Source organism: Antarctobacter sp. (assembly GCF_048262615.1).
Classification (GTDB): Bacteria; Pseudomonadota; Alphaproteobacteria; order Rhodobacterales; family Rhodobacteraceae; genus Antarctobacter.
The window spans coordinates 166,328-191,433 of the sequence record NZ_JBLXFB010000010.1; the positions used below are offsets into that span (position 1 = coordinate 166,328).

Annotated in this window: 15 protein-coding genes; 12 read left to right on the forward strand and 3 right to left on the reverse strand. The window is 63.6% G+C overall.

Going from position 1 to position 25,106, the window contains the following annotated elements:
- Positions 1-192: 192 nt before the first annotated feature.
- Together ACN0S5_RS13195 and ACN0S5_RS13200 are read right to left on the reverse strand one after the other, a co-directional pair.
- Positions 193-1,215: a hypothetical protein gene (locus ACN0S5_RS13195; RefSeq protein WP_417208888.1), complete on the reverse strand. Its 1,023-nt coding sequence runs from the start codon at positions 1,213-1,215 to the stop codon at positions 193-195.
- Positions 1,216-1,406: 191 nt separating this feature from the next.
- Positions 1,407-2,657, reverse strand: a complete 1,251-nt coding sequence (locus tag ACN0S5_RS13200; protein ID WP_417208890.1) for a hypothetical protein — start codon at positions 2,655-2,657, stop codon at positions 1,407-1,409.
- A gap of 377 nt (positions 2,658-3,034) precedes the next feature.
- On the opposite strand from ACN0S5_RS13200, the gene ACN0S5_RS13205 reads away from it, so the two are divergent.
- The 6 genes from ACN0S5_RS13205 (at position 3,035) to ACN0S5_RS13230 (ending at position 16,018) form a co-directional block, all read left to right on the forward strand.
- On the forward strand, positions 3,035-4,030 hold the full coding sequence (locus ACN0S5_RS13205; RefSeq protein WP_417208893.1) for a helix-turn-helix transcriptional regulator: 996 nt from the start codon (positions 3,035-3,037) through the stop codon (positions 4,028-4,030).
- Between the two features lie 72 nt (positions 4,031-4,102).
- Complete coding sequence (locus tag ACN0S5_RS13210; protein ID WP_417208895.1) at positions 4,103-6,694, forward strand: PD-(D/E)XK nuclease family protein; 2,592 nt, start codon at positions 4,103-4,105, stop codon at positions 6,692-6,694.
- Positions 6,691-9,834 carry a UvrD-helicase domain-containing protein gene (locus tag ACN0S5_RS13215; RefSeq protein WP_417208898.1) on the forward strand — a complete coding sequence of 1,048 codons (3,144 nt, stop codon included), beginning with the start codon at positions 6,691-6,693 and terminating at the stop codon, positions 9,832-9,834. The genes ACN0S5_RS13210 and ACN0S5_RS13215 overlap by 4 nt, the downstream gene beginning before the upstream one ends.
- Positions 9,835-9,893: 59 nt before the next feature.
- Complete coding sequence (locus ACN0S5_RS13220; RefSeq protein ID WP_417208899.1) at positions 9,894-11,003, forward strand: DUF6361 family protein; 1,110 nt, start codon at positions 9,894-9,896, stop codon at positions 11,001-11,003.
- A complete protein-coding gene (locus tag ACN0S5_RS13225; protein WP_417208901.1) occupies positions 10,993-12,837 on the forward strand; it encodes a hypothetical protein in 1,845 nt (614 codons plus the stop codon). Before ACN0S5_RS13220 ends, ACN0S5_RS13225 begins: the two co-directional genes overlap by 11 nt.
- On the forward strand, positions 12,830-16,018 hold the full coding sequence (locus tag ACN0S5_RS13230) for a helicase-related protein (protein WP_417208902.1): 3,189 nt from the start codon (positions 12,830-12,832) through the stop codon (positions 16,016-16,018). Before ACN0S5_RS13225 ends, ACN0S5_RS13230 begins: the two co-directional genes overlap by 8 nt.
- 429 nt (positions 16,019-16,447) lie before the next feature.
- Here the strand turns inward: ACN0S5_RS13230 and ACN0S5_RS13235 are convergent, their stop codons facing one another.
- On the reverse strand, positions 16,448-17,365 hold the full coding sequence (locus ACN0S5_RS13235) for a LysR substrate-binding domain-containing protein (RefSeq protein ID WP_417208903.1): 918 nt from the start codon (positions 17,363-17,365) through the stop codon (positions 16,448-16,450).
- Between the two features lie 153 nt (positions 17,366-17,518).
- Here ACN0S5_RS13235 and chvE point away from each other — a divergent pair, with 153 nt between their 5' ends.
- The 6 genes from chvE (at position 17,519) to ACN0S5_RS13265 (ending at position 25,019) form a co-directional block, all read left to right on the forward strand.
- The gene (chvE, locus tag ACN0S5_RS13240) at positions 17,519-18,565 is read left to right on the forward strand and encodes a multiple monosaccharide ABC transporter substrate-binding protein (protein WP_417208906.1); all 1,047 of its coding nucleotides are present in this window, start codon (positions 17,519-17,521) and stop codon (positions 18,563-18,565) included.
- Positions 18,566-18,637: 72 nt separating this feature from the next.
- Positions 18,638-20,158, forward strand: a complete 1,521-nt coding sequence (gene mmsA / locus ACN0S5_RS13245) for a multiple monosaccharide ABC transporter ATP-binding protein (RefSeq protein ID WP_417208928.1) — start codon at positions 18,638-18,640, stop codon at positions 20,156-20,158.
- 11 nt (positions 20,159-20,169) lie between these two features.
- Positions 20,170-21,405 (forward strand): multiple monosaccharide ABC transporter permease, encoded by a 1,236-nt coding sequence (mmsB, locus tag ACN0S5_RS13250; protein ID WP_417208908.1) that lies wholly within the window; start codon positions 20,170-20,172, stop codon positions 21,403-21,405.
- A gap of 1 nt (position 21,406) precedes the next feature.
- Positions 21,407-23,149, forward strand: coding sequence for an L-arabinonate dehydratase (araD, locus tag ACN0S5_RS13255; protein WP_417208910.1), 1,743 nt, complete (start codon positions 21,407-21,409; stop codon positions 23,147-23,149).
- On the forward strand, positions 23,149-24,075 hold the full coding sequence (locus tag ACN0S5_RS13260) for a Gfo/Idh/MocA family protein (RefSeq protein WP_417208912.1): 927 nt from the start codon (positions 23,149-23,151) through the stop codon (positions 24,073-24,075). The genes araD and ACN0S5_RS13260 overlap by 1 nt, the downstream gene beginning before the upstream one ends.
- Positions 24,076-24,101: 26 nt before the next feature.
- Positions 24,102-25,019 carry a dihydrodipicolinate synthase family protein gene (locus ACN0S5_RS13265; protein ID WP_417208913.1) on the forward strand — a complete coding sequence of 306 codons (918 nt, stop codon included), beginning with the start codon at positions 24,102-24,104 and terminating at the stop codon, positions 25,017-25,019.
- Positions 25,020-25,106 lie beyond the last annotated feature (87 nt).

Genomic DNA, 25,106 nt, shown 5'->3' on the forward strand with positions numbered 1-25,106 from the left:
GCCGCAGGCGAACTGACGGTCATCCCAGGATGGTGCTCAACTATGCATGTTGCGCCACACGCCGGCCATTCCCGGCAAAAGCGACGCTGTCAATGCCCGCCATTCAGCAATGAAATCAATATTCGGACGCTTCAGAATTCCGGAAAAGAATAGGGGGTCTGGTCAACGACCGTCTCGGATTGCGTGTGGATGTTACGCGGCATCATGTTGAAGGATCGGCCACCATCGAACCTCCTCGGCGCCGAGTTCGGCCAGCGCTTGGTTTACCCGAGTCAGGGGGTTCTCGTAGTTGAAGTAAGTCTGGCCCGTCCATGCCGTGGGGTGGGCGCAGTAGACTGTCCGGGCGTTAATCTCGGGCTCCGCGCGAAGGCGTCGCCAAGTCGCGGCGTGAAACAGCTTCCGAGCCTTTCCGCCGAGTTGCAAGAACACCGGTCCGCCCCCCTCTCGCGTTATCATCCCCAGGATCAGATGCTGCACCACGGGCCTCCATACCTTCAGGTGCACATCGAGATGTGCTCTTGCCCGCCCCGTAAAAGTCCAAGCCGCATTGACGCAAAGCACCCCCTGTGCGGCCAAGTCGTCGAAGTATCTCGGCATGACGGGAGGGGCGACGTCTCCGATGTCTACTGCATCCCAGATTCCGGTCCAGTCGTCCTCTTCTTCTGAAATACCCAGGTCGGGGCGTGCACAAGCCGCCGCCGACTGGAGTAGCCTTCGCAGACTATCGGCCGCAGTCGCGGGGTCGTTTCCATCCCACGCGCCGTCCTCGAAGGCCCGCCCCGTTGCCCGGTCGCGTCGCGGATAGGGGTCCTGACCGAGGATCACTACCCGGACCTGATCGGGTGTAAGGCCGTCGAAAGCGCGGACCATGTGTGGGCCCTCAACGGCTTCTTCGGCCTCCCTTACATGTCCGAGCTCCAGGCGGTCCGGAAAAAGATCAGGGACGTCCCACCCGGGGAGTTCGCCCAGGTCCGGCTCGACGCCCTCGAAAAAGTCGCGCCACACTGGCTCCAGGTCCTCCCGCCATTCTCTGGCCAGATGCGCTGTCAGGCGTTCACTCAATGCCACCATGGTGTCCCTTGCCCGCCTCTTTTTTTCCTCGCCGAGCCTTACACGACAAACCGTCGCGCGCACCGGATAGCCGGCGAACACTCCTTGTGGCAAGCTTGGAAGGCGCAGCGGTGGGCACTTGATCGATGGCACATCGTACGCCACATTCGAAGTCTCATAGCGGATTCGGACAGGATTCGCTGCGCCGCATTTATGGAAAATCAACCACCTAGATATTGCGCTCCGGCCCCTACCGCCGGAGACAATCAAAAAAAGCCCAACAAAGCCAATGGCTTAGCTGGGTTTTTTTGTTTGGCAAGGTCATTCTTATCCCTCTGTGCCCCAAAGGGCGGTTTTTACTGCGCCCAAGGTAACGCCGACCAAACTCGAACGCGCGGCTCTCGATGCGAAGATCTCGCGGCTCCGGGTCGCGAAACTTCTCCGTCATGGGCGCAAGGTGAACTGGAGATGTCCCGGTTTGACGCCAGTATCTCGCCCGCGACAGTCTGGAACGCGCCCCGAGGTCGCGGCAGGTTCAGGATCAGGGTCATGGGCTGCGCCCCATGGGGACCGGCGAACGCCAGTGGCAATCGCGCCTGCCTCTCTGCGAAAGCATCGAGCCTTACCACGACAACAGCTTCGGCGTCGGTTTGCTGCGGTTTGCCGGATGCTACGCACAACAACCATCCTTGCGGCACGCCGTCAAAACGGATCCGCCTGCGCGGATCGTCATCAAGCGTCACCTCCCGCGCCGAGACATTGGGAGCGACCACGTTCTCCGTGACCCCGGTATCCAGCGGGAAACGAAAGCGCGCCGACCGGTGCCAGACGCAGCCGTTGTCGATCCGGATCGACGCCCTGAACCCGTTGCGGCGCAGGTCTGCCGCCTCCTCGCCTTCGATCCATGCTGACCAATGATCGTTTTCACCGCGTCGCAGCACCGGCGTCATCGGGTCTGTCATCACCCGATGACGAGCAGAAACGAGAACTGCGTTGGGCCACAGGATTCGCGCCGCATCCCAATCGAGCCGCAAAGAAAGGGCGTCGCTCCAGCCCGGCTTGACCCGGTCAAGAAACGGCTCGATCGCCTGCGCCGACATGCCATCGGGCGCGAGTTCCCTCAACTCGAGGACTGCGAACGCGAAATCCACGAAGGGCGCGTGATATTCGCGCGTGCGGTAGCCGACGGGAAGGGGCCACGTCCTCCGGGCCGCGAAACCGAGTGCAACATCCTGCGGACAGCCCAGTCCGATGCGGGAAAGATCGGCCACCAATCCGACCGGCGCGGCGCGATAGCTGCCCCGCTGGTCGCTCAGACGCCTGACCGGGATCCCGCCTTCTGCCGCGATGGCGCGCAGATGCTGCGCGCCGCTTTCCAACCGCCGAACAGAGCGCCCCATGTGCGCCATGCCCACGCCCGTGATGTCACTCAGCAGTTGCTGGGCGAGCGTATTGCCCAGGGGCTCCGTCAGGAATTCCCACGACAGTCCGCGACCGTCATACTCTTTCGGATACCTTCCCGCCGCCCAAAGAACAAAGGGCGTTGCCGCAGAATGAATATGGTAAAGTTTCAGGTTTGCCCAATAGTCTCTTCGGGATGAGTGCAATATTCTCCATCAAGTCGATATGCGGATAGAGCGCGCCCATCGGGATCAATGCCGTGAAGATCCGGCAAATCCTTAATAACAGTCATCTTTCTATGTCTGCCCCTGTTTCTGATCCTGTCGCCGGACCTGAGAAGACGCAGGATGCGTTTTTCGAATATGACCCATGGCAATAACCCAGGGTCTGTTCATGGGAATACAATCCGAAATGGGTCAAGGTACTAAATCCATTCTAAATCTTATACATGACAAGACATGATATGCACGTTCGTGGATACCATGCAGCTTTGCATCCGGCACCCTTCGACCGAACGATTCGTTGACAAATTCATTGGACCGGAAGACGCTGACAGAAACTGTCACCCACGTCGGAGATCAATATGTCCTTCAGCAAGGCCGCCGACCTGCTTCGGCTTGCCGACATGGCGACGGCGCGTTTCGAGGGTGTATCACTTCAAGAGATCACCGAAGAGTTCGGGTGCGACCATCGCACGGCGCAACGGATGGCTCGCGCCTTCGAAGCCGCGTTTCCGCAGGCCGAGGTGAAGGACGACGCGGACCGCCGGCGACGGTGGCGCCTTCCCCGCTCCGACCCGCGCTGGCTACAGGCCCAAGGGATCCGTGACGGTGAACTCGCCGCGCTGGACATGGCGGCGCGGCGCGCAGAACGCGACGGTGCACCGGACGACGCGAAGCGGCTACGCGCTCTACGGGACCGGCTGCTCGCGGCGATGCCGTCTTCGCAGGCCCGCCGGACCGAGGCCGACGCCGAGGCATTGCTCGAGGCACAGGGCTTCGCCTCGCGTCCCGGTCCACGTGTCGTGCCTGACCTGCACATGCTGGGGGCGCTGACCGAGGCGCTGCGCGCGCCCTTCACGATCGCGGTTCACTACGCGTCTGCAAATGGCACTATTTCCGATCGCCTGCTGAAACCCTATGGTCTGCTGCTCGGCATCCGCCGCTACCTCGTCGCTCTGCCGGTTGACGGCGATGGCAAGATGCGCCGCTTTCGACTCGACCGCATCCGCGAGGTCCGGATAACTGGTCAGGGATTCGTCCGCGCACCAGACTTTGACCTCGCCCAATTCTCGGCTCAGGCCTTTGGCTCGTTTCATTCGGATGAAGAGTATGGTCCGGTCGCATGGCGATTTACGCCTGACGCCGCATCCGTCGCCCGTCAGTTCGTCTTTCACCCCGCGCAGGAAATGATTGAAGAGCCCGACGGGGCGCTCACCGTGAGGTTCACTGCGTCGGGCCACATGGAAATGGCCTGGCATCTGTATCAATGGGGCGACCAGGTCGAGGTTCTGACCCCCGCCCCCCTGCGGGAGATGGTCGCCGAACATCGTCGGGCCGATTTCCCCGCCCTGCCCTGACCCTGTCAGCTTTTGCCACCCCGCTGCGCCACGGTGGGGGAGACGATAGTTTATGATTCGAAAAGGTTCTTCATGCGTATTGATCCCCTGATAACCCGCTCTCCGGCGACCGGCGCGCAGCGCCCCGTCACCGAGGATCTGATGGCAGAGGTTTATCTGGCACCACGGCGGCCTGCGCTGAACCTCGTCGATCATCTCGGTTCGGCGGCGCCTTGGTCCGACAGCTTTGCCGCTGCTCCGGTTGAGACCGCCCAAGCCGTCGAGGCAGGCCTGCTGGCCCTTGCCCATGCCACGCCGTCTCTCGATCCCGCCGATGTCGTGCCCGACAGCCTGCCCGCGGGGCGCGCCCGCTCCCATGTGACTGCCTTGCGCGATCTTTGGCGGGACGTCGGGACACTGCCCGGTCCTTTGAACACTTGGCGCCACGTTTTGCATAGCCGGGCCGCTGACGCGCTGGAACCGCTGCCCCTGATTGGACAGGAATGCGCGTTTGCCACCCCGGCGGAAGCCGCGCTGGAACACGCCCTGCGCACGCATCACGGTCACGCAGACGGACCTTCACGGAATGCCAAGGCCACCGAGGGAAGCGCATTGCGGCACTTGCAGGATCATTGCGGGAAAGGCTCTGATCCGATCACGCCAGATGCGTCTGTTGCCTGCTACGGCCTGCGCGACCCACACGAGGAGGCCGGCTTCGCAGCCGCCAAGGCACAGGCAATGCTGGATGAGGGACGTGTGGATCAACTGGGAGAAATCGGTCTGCTGGTCCCGGACGGCGCCGCGTATCCGATGGCTCTGCGCGAGGCCTTTGACCGCGTCGGCCTGCCGATTTCGGGTCTGCCTGCCCAGGAGGCCAGGCGCGATGGTCCGGGAGAGGTTCTATCGCTCCTGCTCGCCGCGCTCACCGGCCCGGCACCGCGCACTGCCTTGGCCTCGCTCTACATCTCGCACGGGATGCCCTGGCCGCCCGAGACCGGGCGCAGGATGGCGCGCGAGGTGATCGACCGGGGCTGGTCGCGCACGGCCTCGGAGTTCACCGGCCCGGCCCGCGAGCTGCTGGATGCGCTGCGTCCCTGCGACACGCCGGAACAACTCTTCGGACGGCTTGGGGCCATCGCACGGGCCGCGCCTGAGGCCGATTTGCATCCGCGCATCGCCACCCTGAAGGCTGCGTCCGGCGACGCCCTTGACTGGACGCTGCTGCATCGCCTCGCCGCTCCTCGCCTTGTCGCGGCGGAAGGCCATGACCGATTTGTCGAAGGCGTGTCCCTATTCACAGAGGCTGCCCTGCCTTGGCGCCCGGTCCGGCAGTTGATCGTGCTCGGCATGGCCGGACGGCACTGGCCGCGCCTGCCAAGCTCCGGCCCGTTCTTCACCGAGGGCGAGATCGCGATGATCCGCGATGCCGGCCTGCTGCTGCATGGACGACAACAGAAACTTGCCCGAGGATTGGAACTGTTCCGTCGGCAACTGGGCGTCGCCACCGAGGGTTTGACCCTGCTTGTTCCGGCGCTGGACCTGAGAGGCGACCGGTTGACGCCTTCGACCGGCCTTGCACTGATCGCGCACATGCTGGGTGCGGAGGAACCGGGCGATCTTGTCGTCGACCTACGCTCGCAGCCGCATGAGGACTGGCCTGTCGCAGCCACACGCGCCATCCCTGTTCCGAAAGGCGGCGCACCCGAGCTGCCAGATGACGGCCTGATCCACATCCAGCGTGGCGTCAGCACCCCCGACAGACCCGGCGTCGACCTCCTGAGCTTGCGCGAAACCAAGGACGGCCCGCTGCCGCATTCGCCTTCGCGGCTGGAAACCCTGCTGGTCAGTCCGCTGGGCTGGCTGCTGGACGAGTTGGGCGCAAAGGATCTGACCTGGGCCCCCGAGACGCTGGACGTGATGACCCTCGGCACCCTGATGCACCAGGTGCTTGAAGATACCTTTGCAGAGGGCGTCCCGGTGCCGGAGGCAACCGCACTCGACGCAGCAATTCCGGGCCATCTCGATGCTGCGATCCGCCGTCATGCTGCCTGGTTGACTGACGCCGCCTGGGCCACCGAACGCAGCAGCCTGCTGCGCGAGGCGCGCGACATTTGCACGGCATGGGCGGATTTCCTGCATCGGACTGGCGCGGAAGTCCTGCACAACGAGATCACGTTGAAGGGCGAGCACGGCGGCCTGCTGCTGCACGGCAAGGCCGACTGCCTATTGAAGTTGCCCGACGGGCGCATCCTGGTGGTTGACCACAAACGATCCGGATCGCGCGGACGGAGCGAGCGGATGACCAAAGGCTGGGACCTGCAAGTCGCACTTTACCGGGCAATGCTGGAACGGCCCACGGAAGAGACGGCATTGACCCGGCTCGTCGCCGACGGTGCACAGATCGTCACGGCCTACCACATGCTGCGCGACGGCACCGTCCTGTCGGATGGACAAGGCGGCGTTGTGCCAAGGGTGGAAACGGCGGGCGAGGACGCGTCTGCCAATGCGATGGACCACCTGACGCAGGTGTTGGCCGAGGTCGGCGCAGGCACGATCCGTCTTAACCATGCCGACGATGCAAGAACCTTCGACAAGGACCGCGGGATCAAGGCCTACGCGCTCGACAATACATTGGTGGCGGCCTTCAGCCTTCCGGAAACCGCAACAGAGGAGGACGCACAATGACGAAGCTGTCCCTCGTGCCCGCCGGGGCTGGCGCTGGCAAGACATACCACATCCAGAAGACGCTGGGGGAATGGGTCGAAACCGGCGAGGTCGCGCCCGGCCGCATCCTTGCCGTGACCTTCACCGAGGCGGCGGCCGCCGAGATGCGCGACCGCGTGCGCAGCGAACTGATGGACCGCGGACGCCTTCACGACGCTCTGGACATCGACCGCGCCTACATCGGGACAATCCACGCGCTGGGGCAGCGGCTGCTGACGGAACACACCTTCGCCGCCGGGCGCTCTCCAGACAGCCGCCTGCTGAGCGAGCCGGAACGCGATCTGCTGATCCGGCTCGAGATGCACCGCTGCGCCGCGCTTGAGCCGCTGATGGCGGATCTGGGGCGGTTCGGCTACACTTGGGATTTCCTTACCGGGTCCAGCGCCGACGACAGGTTTCGCGCCGATGTTCTGAAGACGGTCGACCTGATCCGTGGCCTTGGCGCGCGCGGGCAGTCGTCCGAGATCCTGAAGCCCGCGCTCGATGCGCTCACCCAAGGATATGGCCCGGTTGATCCTGATGGCGCAGCGTTGACGGCAACACTGCAACGCGCGGTCCGCGATCTGCTGGACGCCTTCCCCGACAGTCTCGCCTCGCGATTTGCAGAGACAAAGACAGTGCGCGAGGCTTTCGCCAAGGATCACCGGCTATTGCGCAAGGCCATGCATCCAGAGAATCTCGAAAAGGACTGGGCGCTTTGGCACAATCTTCGCAACCTCCGCGTCTCCAACAGCAGGTCGAAAACACCCGAGGGTTACGACATCCGGGCCGAAGCCGTCATTGAGGCCGCAAACGCGCTGCCACGGCACCCCGGGCCGCTTTGCGATGCCCGGGCGCATCTGAACGCGCTTGTCACCGGAGCGCAGCAGGTTCTCGCCGCATACGAGGCAGCCAAGCGCAGGGCCGGGTTGATCGACTACGCCGACATGATCGCCGAAGCCGAGGGCCTGCTGCGCACCCGGCCCGAGATCTTGCAAGCTGTTCTGGGCGAGATCGACTGCGTGGTGATCGACGAGTTTCAGGACACCAACCCGGTGCAATTTGCCCTGCTCTGGCGCCTGGCGCGCGGGGCGAAACGGGCATTGATCGTCGGAGATACCAAGCAATCGATCATGGGTTTCCAAGGCGCCGACCCGCGCCTCAGCGACTCCTTGCAGGCCGCCAGACCAGACACCGTCACGCCGCTCTACCGCAACTGGCGGTCCGATCCGCGGATCATGGAGATGGTCAACGCGCTCGGCCCGACACTGTTCGACCACTATGACCCCCTGACGCCGCAACGCGCTGCAACCGGTGAGACCGCGCTGGAAGTGCTGCACCTTACGAAAGGCCGCAAGGACACCACGCCAGAGTGCATCGCCAATCGCGTTGCCGACATTCTGGAGTCCGGGACGCAGGTTTGGGACAAGGCGCGAAAGGCGATGCGTCCCGCCCGCTCCAGCGACGTGGCCGTGCTGACCTTCACCCACACCAAGGCCAGCGCCGCGGCCGCCGCACTCGAGGCGCACGGCCTGCCGGTGCGCATCCGGCAGGACGGCTGGCTCACCTCGCCGGCAATGCGCGCGGCCCGTGCCGCCCTCGCCTATGTCGCTGACCCTGACGATCTGAACGCCGCACTGACCTGGCTGAGCCTCGGCCCGCCGCGCATGCCGCTGGAGGATGCCCTGCGCAACTCGGTCGATGGCGTGCTTGGCGCGCATGTTTCTCTCACGGCCCTGCGCAACCTGAACGCGCGCGCAGCGACACGTCCCGTCGCCGAGACGGTCGGCGCCGTCCTGCACGCGGGTGCCCTGCGCGACTGGGCGGCCGGACTGGCACAACCGGCACAGGCGCTGGCCGATCTCGCACGGGTCGAGTCCGAAGCGCAGGAATTCGACACCATGGCGATGGACCTGCGCGCCGCGGCCGGGTTCCATGGCGCGGGGTTGCAGGTCTTTCTCGGCTGGATCGCGGGCCAGTCCGCCAAGGATTGGGACCGCCATCCCGACCCGGATGGCTGGTCGTCCTCCGGAATCGAGATTTGCACCTGGCACGCCGCAAAGGGGCGCGAATGGCCGATCACGGTTGTCGCCGGGCTGGACAAGGCGATTGCCGAACGTCCCGGCACCCTGCGCGCCGATTTTGATGGTTTCGACGATCTGGACAATGTGCTCGATCATGCCGGACTGGGCTACCTGCCCGACTTTGCCGCGCCGGACTCCCAGGCGCCTTTCACCGAGGCCGGTCGCCCGGAAGATGAGCGCGGCGCGGCCCGCGAGCTCTATGTCGCGCTGACGCGCGCGCGGGACCGGCTGATCCTTGTCATGCCGCGGGAACGGACCAAAGCGCGCGACACCGCAGAGCGCATGGTCGACCTGCTGCGCGACCGCGCCGGTTTCGATACATCAGAAGGCGCACTGACGGTGGCGGGCAAGTCCTTTGCTGCCGGAGTTGCAGAGGGTATCCCCGATGAACCTGACCAACCTGCGCGGGTTGCCACCGACACATATCGCCGTTTCGGGATCCCGCGCGACATGCCGGACACGCCCCGGACACCATGGCGCCGCAGCCCCTCGACCATCGTGGGGACCGAACCGGCGCCTGCCGCGCCGCTCAGGACCATCCAACTGGCGGACGGCGTTGCCGAGACCCGCACAGGCAGCGCAACCGAGCGTGGCACCGCGTGGCACCTGGCTTTCCGCGTTCTTGCCGCGCGTCCCGACATGGCAGATCGGATCGCCGCCGCCACCGGCCTGCCCGACGCCGCCATTGCCCAGATCGGTCAACAGGCAAAGGCCCTGACCAGCTGGCTGGCTGATCAGGGTTACGACCGGCTCCACTTCGAGTTGCCCTTGCAGGAGACCGCGGCCGATGGAACAGAGAAAAACGCCATCCTCGACTGCCTCGCCGAGGGACCGAAGGGGCTGATGATCGTGGATCACAAATCCGGCCCCTGCCCCGACCCCGACGCGCGCTTTGCGGGCTACCGGCCGCAACTGGACGCCTATTCGGCCATGGTCCGGGCGAAATGGCCCGACAAGCCGCTGAACGCAATAGCCATATACTGGATGAGCGAAGGCAATCTGAGCCTTGCGGAAACACTGATCGCGGAGGCCCTCTGATGTCATTTCTCGCCTGGATCGACTTCGATCAGGCCGACCGGGATCGCACCCGCCGGATCATGGACCTGTTCGGTCAGGAAGATAGCCGCGACGAGCTGGGCCTCGGCTCGGTGCGCGATGCATTGGCGGACCTCATGTTCCCCGGCACGTCCACGATCCAGACACGTTTGCGCTACATGTTCTTCGTTCCGTGGATTTTCCAGATGGCAGGGGCGCACAGGGGCACGGCGGTTGCGCGGCAAGAGCTCGCCCGCGCGCTTGAAATCCGCCTCATCGAGGCCCTTGTCCGCGGAGGGGAAACACAGAACGTCATCGGCAGCGCGGCGCGGGAAAAGCTCAAGCGGATGCCGAGCGATGTCTACTGGGCCGGTCTGCTGACCCTGGGCATCCGTCGTTTCCAGGGCAGCCGGAGCGCATGCCTCGAGGCAACGCCGGGAGAAGCCGCAGCGCTGTGGGCCGCCGGTTTGCCGTCCGTTCCCGAGGATTTCCTTGCCAAGCCGGACAGTTCGGCACACTTCAAGCCGACCTCGGAAGAAGCAGGCTTTCTGCGCGACCGCCTTACCCACGAAGCACCACACAGTCTGTTTACGCTCTTGTCCCGCCAGACACGCGCGGCCGATTGCGACATGATCTGGCAACATCCTGCCCGCGCAGAATGGCCTCAGGACATTCAGGCAATTGTAGATCATGCCGAGCGGTTCTCGCGCCTGATGCATGGAGCTTCCCTGCTCTACAATCTCATGTTGTCGGAAAAGGCGGCGGACATGCAGGCCGCCGAAAGCAGCGCATGGCACGAGCGGGTTACAACATATTCCGAGCGCCTTAATGCGTGGAAAGATGAGCGCCCCGAAGAGTTGTTTTCCAACTGGGATCTGACCGATCTCTGGGTCCGCTCAAAGGGGACCATTCATGACGTCAAACCGCACAGCCGCCGGTTCATCGAGGCGTGGCGCGATATCGTGTTGATGAGCCGAAGTGATGTCAGGGGGCACGCTGCGGCGCGCGCCCTTGTCCGGGACCGGGAGAGCCGCCTCAAGGGGCCGAAGTCGCGGTTTCGCAACGACGGTGCCCTTATGCGGTGGCGTGGAGCATCCGGGACGACCCCGCTGAATTTCCGGTGGACGCCGGTCGTCTCGAACCACGTTCAGGATCTGGTCAATGCAGGATAACGCCGCCCTTGATCCGGAAAACCGCGCGCTCTACGCCGAAATCCTGAGGGCGCCGGCGGGATACGACCTCGACGCCGCCGTGGCGACAACCTACACGCTGGACTTCGAGACCGCGCTCGTCGTGCCTGCGACCCTTGCCTTTCACGCGGCCGAAAATCGGCAGGAGACACTTGATACGCCGCTGGCCCTGCTCGAAGGTCTGGAACGCTTGTCCGCGCGGATCGCCATTTTCTGCGAGGCTGGCCGCATCAAGGCCATGCCGAAAGGCGCCAACCGCCTGACGGCGCTTCTTGAGGACACCGTGACCGAAGTCACCGCGCCACGCGGCGGTGCCTTTCATCCGAAACTCTGGCTTTTGCGTTTCGCTCCGATCGGGGGCCACGGGCAATCGCGCCTCAGGCTGGCGCTGCTGTCGCGCAACCTGACCACGGATGCATCCTGGGACCTGTCGCTATCGCTGGATGGCCAGATCGGGGAGACGCAGAAGGACCAGAACGCGCCTCTGGTCGATTTGGTCACGGCGCTGCCCGGACTTGCCTCCGGCAGGACGACACCGGACCACGTGACGAAAATGGTCTCGTCACTTGCAGCGGATCTTGCCCGCGCCGACTGGGAGCATCCCGAGCATATTCGCAAGATTACCTTCGCCGTGAACGGGCTGACAGATCGCGTCTGGCAGCCACAAATCGGACGCAAGCTCGGGATCATTTCGCCTTTTGTGACTGACCGGGCTCTCACGACGCTGTGCCGAGGCGTCGCTGCGGAAAACGCCAGCCTTCTCAGCCGGGCAGAGGAGTTGGCGCTGCTAAAACCCGAGACGCTGTCGCGGTTCGGAAACGTCCTCGTTCTGGATGAAATGGCAGAGACCGAAGATGGCGAAGAAAGTGAGCAATCTTCGATGGGGCCGGTCCCCGCCCGTGGCCTGCATGCCAAGGCCTTCATCACGGAGCGGTATTCGAGCACGGAGATCACGATGGGATCGGGCAATGCCACGTCACCTGCCCTGCTTGGCGGAGAGAACGTAGAGGTCTTTGCCACCCTGTCCGGATACAGCAGTCACCTTGGCACGGTCGAGGACCAGATGTCGCCGGAGCGTCTGGGCCGCTTCCTCAGGACCTATGTCCCCTACAAGCCTGACGATACCGCAAAGGAAGACGCCGCCGACGCGCGGCTTGAGCAATTTCGCCGTGTGCTGGCCGGAGCATCGTTGAACTTGCGCTGCGAGGCACTCGAGAATGGCCAAATTCTGCTGCACCTGTCGGCAGAGGAAGAGGTGGTCATTCCAGATGACATCGATTTACGCCTTTGGCCCATTGTCGCCGGGTCAGACCATGGTGTCGATCTGACCGCATTGAATGAACAGGAACGCCCGCTGGCGCGGCTCCCGCTCAGGGACGTGACGCGCTGGATCGGGGTCCGGATGCGCGATAGCGAAAGCGGACTGGAACAGGATTTTACCCTTGGCTCCATGTTGGTGGATCTACCCGAGGCGCGGACCTCCGAAATCCTGCGCGCCCTGATCGAAAACCGGGACGCATTCCTGCGCTACATCCGGCTCTTGTTGGGCGACGTATCCGAGGCCGCAAAGGCGCTGTTTGCTGCCGGTCAGGGCGGCGATTTGTCCGGCGTGTTCGGCACAGGCCAGGAGTCGCCGATCCTTGAGAACATGGTGCGCGCGCTGTCTGGCGACGGTCGCCAGTTGCGCGACATCGAACGGCTGGTGTCGCGTCTGCGCGATCCCGACACGGACCGCTGCGACATCATCCCCGAAGAGTTCCTGCACCTCTGGGAGACCTTTCGCGCGGTCATGCCGGAGGACAACCGCCATGACTGACCGCTTTTACGCCGAAGACGCGCTGCGCCCGCTGAAGGCGTTCCAGCGCAAGACAGTCGATTATGTCGCAAAACGTTTGCTGACCGATCCCGACGCGGTGCGCCATTTTCTGGTCGCCGACGAGGTCGGCCTTGGCAAGACGATGGTGGCGCGCGGCGTGATCGCCCGCACCATCGAGGCGCTTCAGGATACCGTGCCCCGGATTGACATCGTCTACATCTGTTCCAACGGGGCCATCGCGAAACAGAACGTCGCCCGCCTGAATGTCATGGGCGGCGAACGTACGCGGGTCCTGCCGACACGCCTGACCATGCTCTGCCTGGAACTGGCCAAGGCCGGGGGCATCAAGCGCGAAGGCGTGAACTTTTTCAGCCTGACCCCCGGAACCTCGCCGGATCTGAAACAGGGCGGCGGCAGGCAGGAAGAACGCGCCCTGATCTACAGGCTGATCCGAAGCCGGTTCGACAAGCCGGATCAACGGACACTCCGCAAGATGTTCATGCGGCCGGCCGGCCCCAAAGGGTGGAGGGCCACGCGGAAATGGGTCAACCAGCAGGACATCGAGACATCCATTGCAGGACGGTTCCGGGCGGCGCTGGACAGAGAGCCAGAGGTGCTCGATCACCTCGGGGAGTTGATAGGTCGGTTTCGTCTGTATGGTGACTCCGACAAAGAGGTGCGGCAAGCAATCGATCGGTGCGTGATGACCCTGCGCACGATCCTCGCCCGCGAAAGCGCCGAGGCGCTGGAACCGGATCTGATCGTTCTGGACGAATTCCAGAGGTTCACAGAGCTTCTGCACGGCGAAGGCGAGGCCGCCGACCTGGCCCGCAAATTGTTCGATGCCGTCGACCCCGACGGAAACCAGTCAAAAGTCCTGCTGCTGTCCGCGACCCCCTACAGGATGTTGTCCCTGCGCGAGGACGAGGCGGATGCTGGCGATCACTACCGCGAGTTCCTTGATGTCCTGAGCTTCCTTTTCGGAAATCGCGGACCCGCGGTGCGTGCCGAGCTTGAGGGCGAGATGCGTCGTTACCGCCTTGCCATGCAGGGTCTGCCAGGCAGTTTCGATGATGCCCGCAAGATCAAGGCCGATATCGAAGGCACCTTGCGGAGCGTCATCGCCCGCACGGAACGCGTCTCCGAAACAGCCGAGCGGGACGCCATGATGCGGGATGTGGATGTTCCGGTCACCATCGAACCTGCCGACCTGATCGAAGCCCGCGCGGTGGCGCGCGTGGCGGATGCCGCCGATGCGCCCGGCACCGTCGAATACTGGAAGTCCGCTCCCTACCTGCTGAGTTTCCTGCGTGACTACAAGCTGGGCCAGCGCCTCGATCATCTCAAGGATGCGCCGGGCACCGCCCTGCTGAAGGCGATCCGGAACGCGCAGAGCGCCCAGATCGACACCGCCGCCATCGAAGAGTATCGCCCGATCCCGGACAACAACGGCCGGATGCGTGCGCTCAAGGACATTGCGTACAGGGACGGCATGGCGAAACGCCTCTGGATGCCCCCCAGCATGCCCTATTTCGGTCCGCGCATCACAGCGAGCAAACTGCTGATCTTCTCGCAATGGGCCATGGTGCCTGACGCAATCGCCGCGCTTTTGTCCTACGAAAGTGAACGCGAAATGGGCATGGGCCGCACCGGACGGAGCTACACGGCGCGCCATCCCCAACTGCTCAATTTCAACCGCAATAAGGACCGACTGACAGGGCTGCGCGCCCTGCCCCTCGTCATACCGTCTCCAACCCTCGCGGCGGCGGTCGATCCGCTCGAGATCTTTCGATCATCCGGTCCCTTGCCTGATGCGGGCGCAATGCGGGCGCGCGTTTCCGGGCTCTTGCAAGATCTGGTGTCCACCCTTGCCGCACGCCTTCAACCGGTGCGGAGAGGATGGTCCCTGTTCCGCCGATCAAAGGCCGAACCTGGAACGGGTGACGCGGATCCCGAACGCTCAGTGACCTGGGACTGGGCTTGCGCTGCGGCGCTCGATATCCGGTCGAGTGCATTCGCCAAATGGCTTTCGTCGGGGGATATCCTGACGGACATGGTCAGGGCCGACGGGCAAGATGGCTGGCACGACCATCTCCACGCTCTCGGCGACGCTGCGGCCGCCGATATCCTGCATGGGCAACCCGACCGCCGGATTCTCATTGACCACCTGACAGACCTCGCCCTTGGCAGCCCGGCGACCTGTGCCCTGCGCGCCCTGCATCGCGTGGCGCCCGACCTCCAACTTGACGACCCCAACCTGTTGCACGCGGCCACGCGGATCGGCATGGCCTTCCGTGGTCTCTTTAACCAGCCGGAAAGCCAGGCGGCCCTGCGTACCGGAACTGACGACGCCTATTGGCAATCGGTCCTGCATCATTGCGTGGACCACGATCTGCAATCGGTGATGGACGAATACGTCCATGTCCTTCTGGAATCCGAAGGTCTGATGGACGCGGATCCGTCCCACATTGTCGGCAGACTGGCTGAGACCATCGACGAAGCACTGTCACTCAAGCCTTCACAAATCGAGATCAAGCACTACCGCGCGCGGCGCGCCCGCATCGAGATCTCGTCCGCCATCCGGATGCGCGGCCGGTTCGCCACCCGCCTGCTTCAGCAGGCGCAGGAAGACGGGGCACAGCGGACCGACACGGTGCGCACCGCATTCAACTCCCCGTTCCGGCCCTTTGTTCTTGCTTCGACGTCCGTCGGACAGGAAGGGCTGGATTTTCACCCCTACTGCCACAGGCTGGTGCACTGGAACCTGCCGACGAACCCGGTGGATCTGGAGCAGCGAGAGGGCCGCGTTCATCGATACAAAAACCATGCTGTGCGACTGAACCTCGCAACGAAATTCGAAAGCACCCTCCGGAACGGGGCGCCTCTCATGGATCCTTGGCGAAGCATGTTCCAGACAGCGCTGGATCAAGCCGTCCGCCCGGGGGATATGGAACCGTTCTGGCTGCTTGACGGCGCAACGCGCATCGAACGTTACGCGCTGTCCCTTCCTTTCAGCCGCGAGGCCGCGCTTCTCGGGTGGCTCAAAAGGTCCGTTGCGCTGTATCGCCTGGCATTCGGTCAGCCGCGCCAGGACGATCTGATCTCATTCCTTGAGGGTCTGGACAGGTCGGCAGAGCACATTGACCTGTCCGAACTCCAAATCAGCCTGAGGCCCGTCTGAACGGTGTTTGGGGCTCTGATGCAGATCGCACCCCACGCTATGAACAACCCGGACCGGCGCTTCACGAGACAACGGCAATGCCTGTGCCCCGCCGCTCCGATCCAAGCGGGGCAAAAGGGCTGGTCACGTTTCCATCTTTTCGGCAGGCGATGGTCGCAAAAACCGTCCTCTCGCCGCCGCCCGATCAAGGTCTTTTCCATGCGCACCACATTCGGCGCGTGGCACCGAGGACTGGCATTGTGTCCGGGGTGATCGCATGGCCGACCTGATCGGTCTGTTGCTCCGGTGCGGCGATCCAACAAACGGTGTCTGCCGCTGGACGCCTTGCAGAGGCCGGACCCGCATCCGCGCGGTCTTGATCGGACACCGCAAGCAGCCAGATTCGCCATGTCGCGTTCGCGGCCCACGACGCACCGCGCGCGCATGGCATCAAATCCGCTCCAGCACCTCTGTCAGCAGCCGTTCCGCCGCGCGCGACAGCTTCCGGCTGCGGTCGCGGATCACAAAATAGCTTGGCACGATGATCGGTCGTCGCAGATGCACAGCGTCGATATTGGCACCGATATCGGCGTGCACCAGCAGTTCCTTGACTTCTTCGGACTGCGGCGCAATCGCCTGACCACGGGCGACCTGCGCCAAAGCCACCAGCAGAGAGGAACTGTTCAGCACCCGTGGCGGGGTCGGCACCCCTTCGGCGTGAAAGGCGGCCTCGACCACTTGCCGGATCGGCATGCCGCGTTCCTGCATGACCCATGGAAATCCGGTCAGTTCAGACAAGGCCACATCCTTGCGCCGCGCCAGCGGATGCGTGACATGCACCAGCAGGGCCACCACCTCAGTCCGGGCCGGATGGACGCGGAAATTGCGGCTGTCATGGGTCGGAGGAAAGCGCCCGAGAATGAAATCGTACCGTCCTTCCTCAAGCTGACGGATCAACTCGGTCGATGGGGCGACATCGACATTGATCTCCAGATCCGGGCTGCTTTCAAGCACCGCCTGCACCGCCGGCATCAAACAGCCCGCAGCAGGCCCCGTGACAGAGCCGACCCGCACCTCTCCCAGTGCCCCGGCCTGCAACAGCCCCAGTTCGTGTTCAAGGGTCTCGACCTCTCCCAGAATGACCCGCGCGTGGCGCACAAAGGCCGCCCCGGCAGAAGACAGCTCCATGCCTTTGGGATGACGGGTGAACAGCGGGCTGCCGATGGTTTTTTCAAAGTCAGACAGGATGCGCGAGGCGGCGGGCTGCGAGATCGCAAGCGCCTGCGCCGCAAGCTGCAATTGTTGGGTTTCCGCGATCTTGAGGATCAGCTCAAGATGCGCGGGTTTCATGCGTCGCGCGATATCCATGGATGTGACATACCATTTTTCATATGCAGATCGTCAATAACAGAATTTTACAGGTATGCTTCACACAAGTAACGTGCCGCCACGGATCACTCTGATCCGTGAGACAAAATGGCGCCGACGCAGGAGGCGGGCGCTGATCCTGGGAGGGACATCATGACCATGAAACTTCTGCTCGCTTCGGCGGCAGTGGCGTTGACCGGCTTTGGCGCCATGGCTGAAACCGTCGGCATCGCGATGCCGACCAAATCCTCGTCGCGCTGGATTTCCGACGGCGAGTCGATGGTGGAACAGTTCAAGGCCGCAGGCTACGACACCATCCTGCAATACGCCGAAGACGACATCCCCAACCAGTTGGCCCAGATCGAGAACATGATCACCAACGGCGTCGACGTGCTGGTGATCGCCGCCATCGACGGCACAACCCTGTCGAGCGCGCTGGAAAACGCGCATTTCGCCGATATCCACGTAATCGCCTATGACCGGCTGATCCGCGACAGCGAATATGTCAGCTATTACGCCACCTTCGACAACTTCAAGGTCGGCGTGCAACAGGCCAGCAGCCTTGTCTCCGGTCTGAAAGACCGCTTTGGCGACGGCCCCTACAATGTCGAACTGTTCGGCGGCTCGCCCGACGACAACAACGCCTATTTCTTTTACAACGGGGCCATGTCGGTGCTGCAACCGCTGATCGACGCGGGCACCGTCAACATCGTTTCCGGCCAGATGGGCATGGACACCGTGGGCACCCTGCGCTGGGACGGCGCGGTGGCGCAGGCGCGGATGGATAACCTGTTGTCGGCGCATTACACCGACAAGCAGGTGCACGGCGTTCTGTCCCCCTATGACGGTCTGTCCATCGGTATCATCTCGTCGCTCAAGGGCGTCGGCTATGGCTCTGGCGATCAGAAGATGCCGATTGTCTCCGGGCAGGACGCGGAAATCCGGTCGGTCAAATCCATGCTGGCGGGTGAGCAGTATTCCACCGTGTTCAAGGACACCCGCGAACTGGCGCGCGTGACCGTGGGCATGGCCGAGGCGCTGCTGGCCGGTGGTGAGCCTGAGATCAACGACACCACCACCTATGACAACGGTGTCAAGATCATCCCGTCCTACCTGCTGGAACCGGTCTCTGTGGATCTGTCCAACTGGGAAGACGTGATCATCGGCTCCGGCTACTACACCATGGACCAGGTCAAGTAACATTGGTTCCTCTCGGGGCCCGTCCGCCCGGCTGCGGACGGGCGGGCCTTGGCAACCACAAAGGGCATGGACATGGCGGCGCTACTCGAAATGCGCGGGATCACCAAGGCGTTCCCGGGGGTCAAGGCGTTGGACGCGGTCAATCTGACCGTTCAGGCCGGAGAGATCCACGCGCTGGTCGGAGAAAACGGGGCGGGCAAATCCACCCTGATGAAGGTGCTCTCGGGCGTCTATCCGGCGGGCAGCTACGACGGCGAAATTCACTATGACGGCGCGCTGGCGGAATTCGCCAACATCTCGGACTCCGAGGCGCGCGGGGTCATCATCATCCATCAGGAACTGGCGCTGGTGCCGCTGCTGTCGATCGCCGAGAACCTGTTTCTGGGCAACGAACGCGCCAAGGCGGGCGTGATCGACTGGCGCGACACCAACCAGCGCACCGGGGCGCTGCTCAAGAAGGTCGGCCTGAAAGAGCCGCCCAGCACGCTGGTGGACAAGCTGGGGGTCGGCAAGCAGCAACTGGTCGAGATCGCCAAGGCGCTGTCCAAAGAGGTGCGCCTGCTGATCCTCGACGAACCCACCGCCGCCCTGTCGGAAAGCGACAGTCAGGCGCTGCTGGACCTGATGCTGGAACTCAAGACGCAGGGCGTCACCCAGATCATCATCAGCCACAAACTGAACGAGGTGCGCCGCGTCGCCGACACCGTGACCGTTATCCGCGACGGGTCTACCGTCTCCACGATGGACGCCCGCGCCGAGCCGATCACCGAGGATCGCATCGTGCGCGACATGGTGGGCCGCGACATGGCGCATCGCTACCCTGCCCGCGAACGGCGCGCCGGCGATGTGCTGATGGAGGTCAAGGGCTGGAACGTCTGGCACCCGCTGCACACCGACCGGCAGGTCATCCACGACATCAATCTGGCGGTCCGCGCTGGTGAGGTTGTGGGCATCGCGGGTCTGATGGGCGCGGGCCGCACCGAACTGGCCATGAGCCTCTTTGGCCGCTCCTACGGGCGCGCCATCACCGGCAGCGTCGAGATCGGCGGCACGCCGGTCGATGTCAGCACTGTCAGCCGCGCCATCGACGCCGGGCTGGCCTATGTGACCGAGGACCGCAAATCGCTGGGTCTGATCCTGGATGAGACGATCCAGCGCAATATCACACTGGCCAATCTCGACGCGGTCTCTCGTGGGCAGGTCCTGAACGAGACGGCAGAGACCCGCGTGGCCGAGGACTATCGCAAGGCGCTGAACATCCGCACGCCCAGCGTCTTTCAGCAGGTGGTGAACCTGTCGGGGGGCAACCAGCAAAAGGTCGTGCTGTCGAAATGGCTGTTCGCGCAGCCAGAGGTTCTGATCCTCGATGAACCGACGCGCGGCATCGATGTGGGCGCGAAATTCGAGATTTACGGAATCATCAACGACCTGTCCGCACAGGGCAAAGGCGTGGTGATGATCTCATCCGAGATGCCCGAACTGTTGGGCATGTGCGACCGCATCTACGTAATGAACGAGGGCGCCTTTGTGGGTGAACTCAGCGCCGAAGAGGCCAGCCAAGAGCGCATCATGTCGCTCATCGTGACCGAGTAGGAGAGCCGGACATGGATATTGCCGAGCACGGGGCCGACGCCCCGCAAAAACAGGGGATCAGCGATTACCTTGTGCGCCACCTGCGCGAATACGGGCTGCTGTTTGCGCTGATCGCCATCATGGGCTTCTTTCAGATCGTGACGGGCGGCACCCTGCTGAAGCCGGTGAACGTCACCAACCTGTTGTTGCAAAACAGCTATATCGTGATCATGGCGCTGGGCATGCTGATTGTCATCGTCAGCGGCAACATCGACCTGTCGGTGGGCTCTGTCATGGGGTTTGTCGGCGCGCTGGCGGCGGTCATGATCGTCGAATGGGAACAGTCGACCGCCGTCACCATGATCACCTGCATGATCGCGGGCGGTCTGATCGGGGCGGCGCAGGGCTACTGGATCGCCTATTGGAAGATCCCGTCGTTCATCGTGACGCTGGCGGGCATGCTGGTGTTTCGCGGCGCATCTCTGTGGCTGCTCGAAGGGCAGTCCCTTGGCCCCTTCCCGCGTGAATTCCAGATGCTGTCCAATGGCTTTGTCCCCGACATCTTTCCGGCGGGGGTCAGCCAGACCGTTGCCGATCTTCTGGGACAAAAGCGGGTCAACGTGCTGGCGCTGGGCACCGGCATCGTCGCCGCCGCGCTGATCCTCTGGATGGAACTGAAAGCCCGCGCCCAGAACCGCGCCTATGGTGTCACGGGCGAACCCCAAGCCTTTTTCATCGCCCGCATCGGCATCATCTCCGTCGCGCTGATCTTTATCCTGTTCAAGCTGTCGACCTTTCGCGGCCTGCCCAACGTACTGATCACCATGGGTGTGCTCACGATCATCTATGCCTTTTTCACCGAACGCACCGTGATGGGGCGGCGCATCTATGCGCTGGGCGGCAACGAAAAGGCCGCCAAGCTGTCCGGGATCAAGACCGAGCGGCTGACCTTTCTTGCCTTCACCAACATGGGCGTTCTGGCCGCGATTGCGGGCATGGTCTTTGCCGCCCGGCTGAATTCGGCCACACCCAAGGCAGGTTTTGCGCTGGAACTGGACGTGATCGCCGCCGTGTTCATCGGCGGGGCATCCATGTCCGGAGGCGTCGGCAAGATCGTCGGCGCGGTTGTCGGGGCCTTTCTGATGGGTGTGCTGAACAACGGCATGTCAATCCTTGGCATCGGCATCGACTACCAGCAGGTGATCAAGGGTCTGGTGCTGCTCGCTGCCGTGATCTTTGACGTCTACAACAAATCCAGGCAGGCGTGACATGACCTTCAAACCGGCACAATGGCCCCGCAAGCTGCGCAGTCAGGAATGGTACGGCGGCACCTCGCGCGATGTCATCTATCACCGGGGCTGGCTCAAGAACCAAGGCTATCCGGATGACCTGTTCGACGGACGGCCCGTGATCGGCATCCTCAACACGTGGTCCGATCTGACACCCTGCAACGGCCACCTGCGCGAACTGGCCGAAAAGGTAAAGGCGGGCATCTGGGAGGCCGGTGGTTTCCCGGTCGAGGTGCCGGTGTTCTCGGCCTCCGAGAACACCTTTCGCCCCACGGCGATGATGTTCCGCAACCTCGCCGCCCTGTCGATCGAGGAACAGATCCGCGGCCAGCCGATGGACGGCTGCGTCCTGCTGGTGGGCTGTGACAAGACCACGCCCTCTCTGCTGATGGCGGCGGCCTCCTGCGATCTGCCGTCCATTGTCGTCACCGGCGGGCCGATGCTGAACGGATGGTTTCAGGGTGAGCGCGTCGGCGCGGGCACCCACCTGTGGCGCTTCTCCGAGGCGGTGAAGGCCGGAGAGATGACACAGGATGAATTTCTGGATGCCGAGGCCGCGGTGACCCGCTCGTCCGGCACCTGCAACACGATGGGCACCGCGTCCAGCATGGCCAGCATGGCCGAGGCGCTGGGTATGGCGCTGTCTGGCAACGCGGCAATCCCGGCGGTGGACAGCCGCCGCCGCGTCATGGCGCAATTGTCCGGGCGGCGCATCGTGCAGATGGTCAAGGACGATCTCAAACCGTCCGATATCCTGACGCGCGAGGCGTTTGAAAACGCCATTCGCACCAATGGTGCGGTGGGCGGGTCGACCAACACCGTTGTGCACCTGCTGGCCATTGCGGGACGCACCGGGGTCGATATCACACTGGACGATTGGGACCGATGCGGACGGGATGTGGCCACGATCCTGAACCTGCAACCCTCGGGCAAATACCTGATGGAAGAGTTCTTTTACGCCGGTGGGCTGCCGGTCGTGCTGAAACGGCTGGGCGAGGCGGGCAAGTTGCACCGCGAGGCGCTGACCGTATCGGGCGAGCCGATCTGGGAAGAGGTCAAGAACGCGACAAACTGGAATGAGGACGTGATCCTGCCGGTGGACAAGGCGCTGACATCGCAGGGCGGCATAGCCGTGCTCAAGGGCAACCTTGCCCCCAAGGGCGCGGTGCTGAAACCCTCTGCCGCCTCGCCGCATTTGATGCAGCATCGTGGCCGCGCCGTCGTCTTTGAGGACATCGACGACTACAAGGCCCGGATCGAGGATGACGCGCTGGACATTGATGAGACCTGTATCATGGTGCTGAAAAACTGCGGACCCAAGGGTTATCCCGGCATGGCAGAGGTGGGCAACATGGGCCTGCCGCCCAAGGTGCTGAAGCGCGGCATCAAGGACATGATCCGCATTTCGGACGCGCGTATGTCCGGCACCGCCTATGGCACGGTAATCCTGCACACCTCCCCCGAGGCGGCCTCTGGCGGACCGCTGGCGGTGGTCCGCAGCGGCGACATGATCGAGGTCGACGTCCCTGCCCGCCGCCTGCATCTGGATATCCCGGAGGCAGAATTGCAGGCCCGTCTGGCCGACTGGAAACCCAGCCATGACCGCGCCGAAAGCGGGTATGCCTGGCTGCACCAGCAACATGTCGAAGGGGCCGACAGCGGTGCCGACCTCGACTTTCTTAAAGGCTGCCGGGGCGCGCCTGTCGGAAAGGACTCGCATTGATGGACATCGCACTTATCGGCATTGGCAAGATCGCGGTGGATCAACATGTGCCCGCCATTGCCGCCTCGCCGGACTGGGACCTGGCCGCAACTGTGTCGCGACAGGGCAGCGTGGACGGTGTCGACAGCTATACCGACTTTGCCCGGATGCTGGCCGAGCGGCCCGAAATTCGGGTCGTCTCGCTCTGCCTGCCGCCGGTGCCGCGCTTTGACTATGCCGCCGCCGCCCTTGCCGCCGGTCGCCATGTCATGCTGGAAAAACCGCCCGGTGCGTCGCTGTCGGAATGCCACCGGCTGATCGACATGGCGCGCGCGCAGGGGGTTTGCCTGTATGCCACCTGGCACTCGCGCGAGGCGGCGATGGTTGCCCCGGCGAAGGCATGGCTGGCCGACAAGACGCTGAAAAAGCTTACCGTCACGTGGAAAGAGGACGTGCGCCGCTGGCATCCCGGACAGGACTGGATCTGGGAACCGGGCGGTCTGGGGGTGTTTGATCCCGGCATCAACGCCCTGTCCATCGTGACGGAAATCCTGCCCGATCCGATCCACCTGACCGAGGCCAGGCTGGAGGTGCCGGAAAACAAGCAAGGCCCGATCGCGGCCAGCCTGCGGTTCGCCCATCCGGCGGGTGCCGATGTCAGCGCGGTCTTCGACTGGCGGCAGGACGGCGACCAGATCTGGACCATCGTGGCCGAGACCGATGGCGGCACGCTGGCCTTGCACGACGGCGGTGCGCGTATGGTCATTGGCGGGCAGGACCAAACCGCCGAAGGACCGGCGCTGACCGGCGAATATCCCCGTCTTTACGCCAACATGGCCCGACTGGTGTCGACCGGTGACAGCGACGTGGATCTGTCCCCCCTGCGCCATGTGGCCGATGCCTTCTTGTTGGGCCGACGCCAGAGCGTTGCCCCGTTTTACGACTGACCTTGCCGCACCCGAAAGGACTCGACATGAAATCGCCCCTGACCGGCATCCTGCCCGTGGCCCCCACCCCGTTTCACGACGATGGCCGCGTCGATGAGGACGGCATGCGCCGCGTTCTGGACTGCATCATCGACCAGGGCGTCGATGCGATCTGCATCCTCGCCAATTACTCTGAACAGTTCCTGTTGTCCGATGAGGAACGCGCCACGCTGATGCGGATCAGTCTGGAACATGTGGCGGGCCGGGTGCCGGTGATCGTCACCATCAGCCATTTCTACACCGGCATCGTGGTCGAACGCGCCAAGGCGGCGCAGGCGCTGGGGGCGGCCATGGTGATGATGATGCCGCCCTATCACGGTGTCGGACTGGTTCCGGCAGAGGCCGGGATCTATGAGCATTTCCAGGCGGTCTCAGACGCCATCGACATCCCGATCATGGTGCAGGACGCGCCGCTGTCCGGGTGCCAACTGTCGGTGCCCCTGCTGGTTCGCATGGCGAAAGAGCTGAAAAACGTCAGCTATTTCAAGATGGAGATGCCCTTTGCCGCCGACAAGCTGGCGGCGCTGATCGAGGCGGGCGGCGATCACATCGTCGGGCCGTTTGACGGCGAAGAGGCCGCAACCCTGCTGGCGGATCTGGACGCAGGCTGCACCGGGACCATGACCTCGGGGCTGCAATGTGAACACATCGGCGGCATCATCCGCAGCTATCTGGCGGGCGACACCGGCGCGGCTCTGGCGCAATGGACGCGCTGCCTGCCGCTGATCAACCATGAAAATCGCCAATGTGGGTTGCGCGCCACCAAGGTGGTGATGAAAGAAGGCGGGGTTATCGGGTCGGACCATGTGCGCCACCCGCTCAAACCAATGTCCCCACGCACGCGGGACCGTCTGCTGCACCTCGCAGGCGACCTGGACCTCATTGCCCTGAAATGGGGCAAATAAGGAGATACGAACCATGCCCGACACCTTTACCCCCCACGGCCAGCACCTGATCGCAGGCGAATGGGTTGCCAGCGCGGCCAGTTTTGC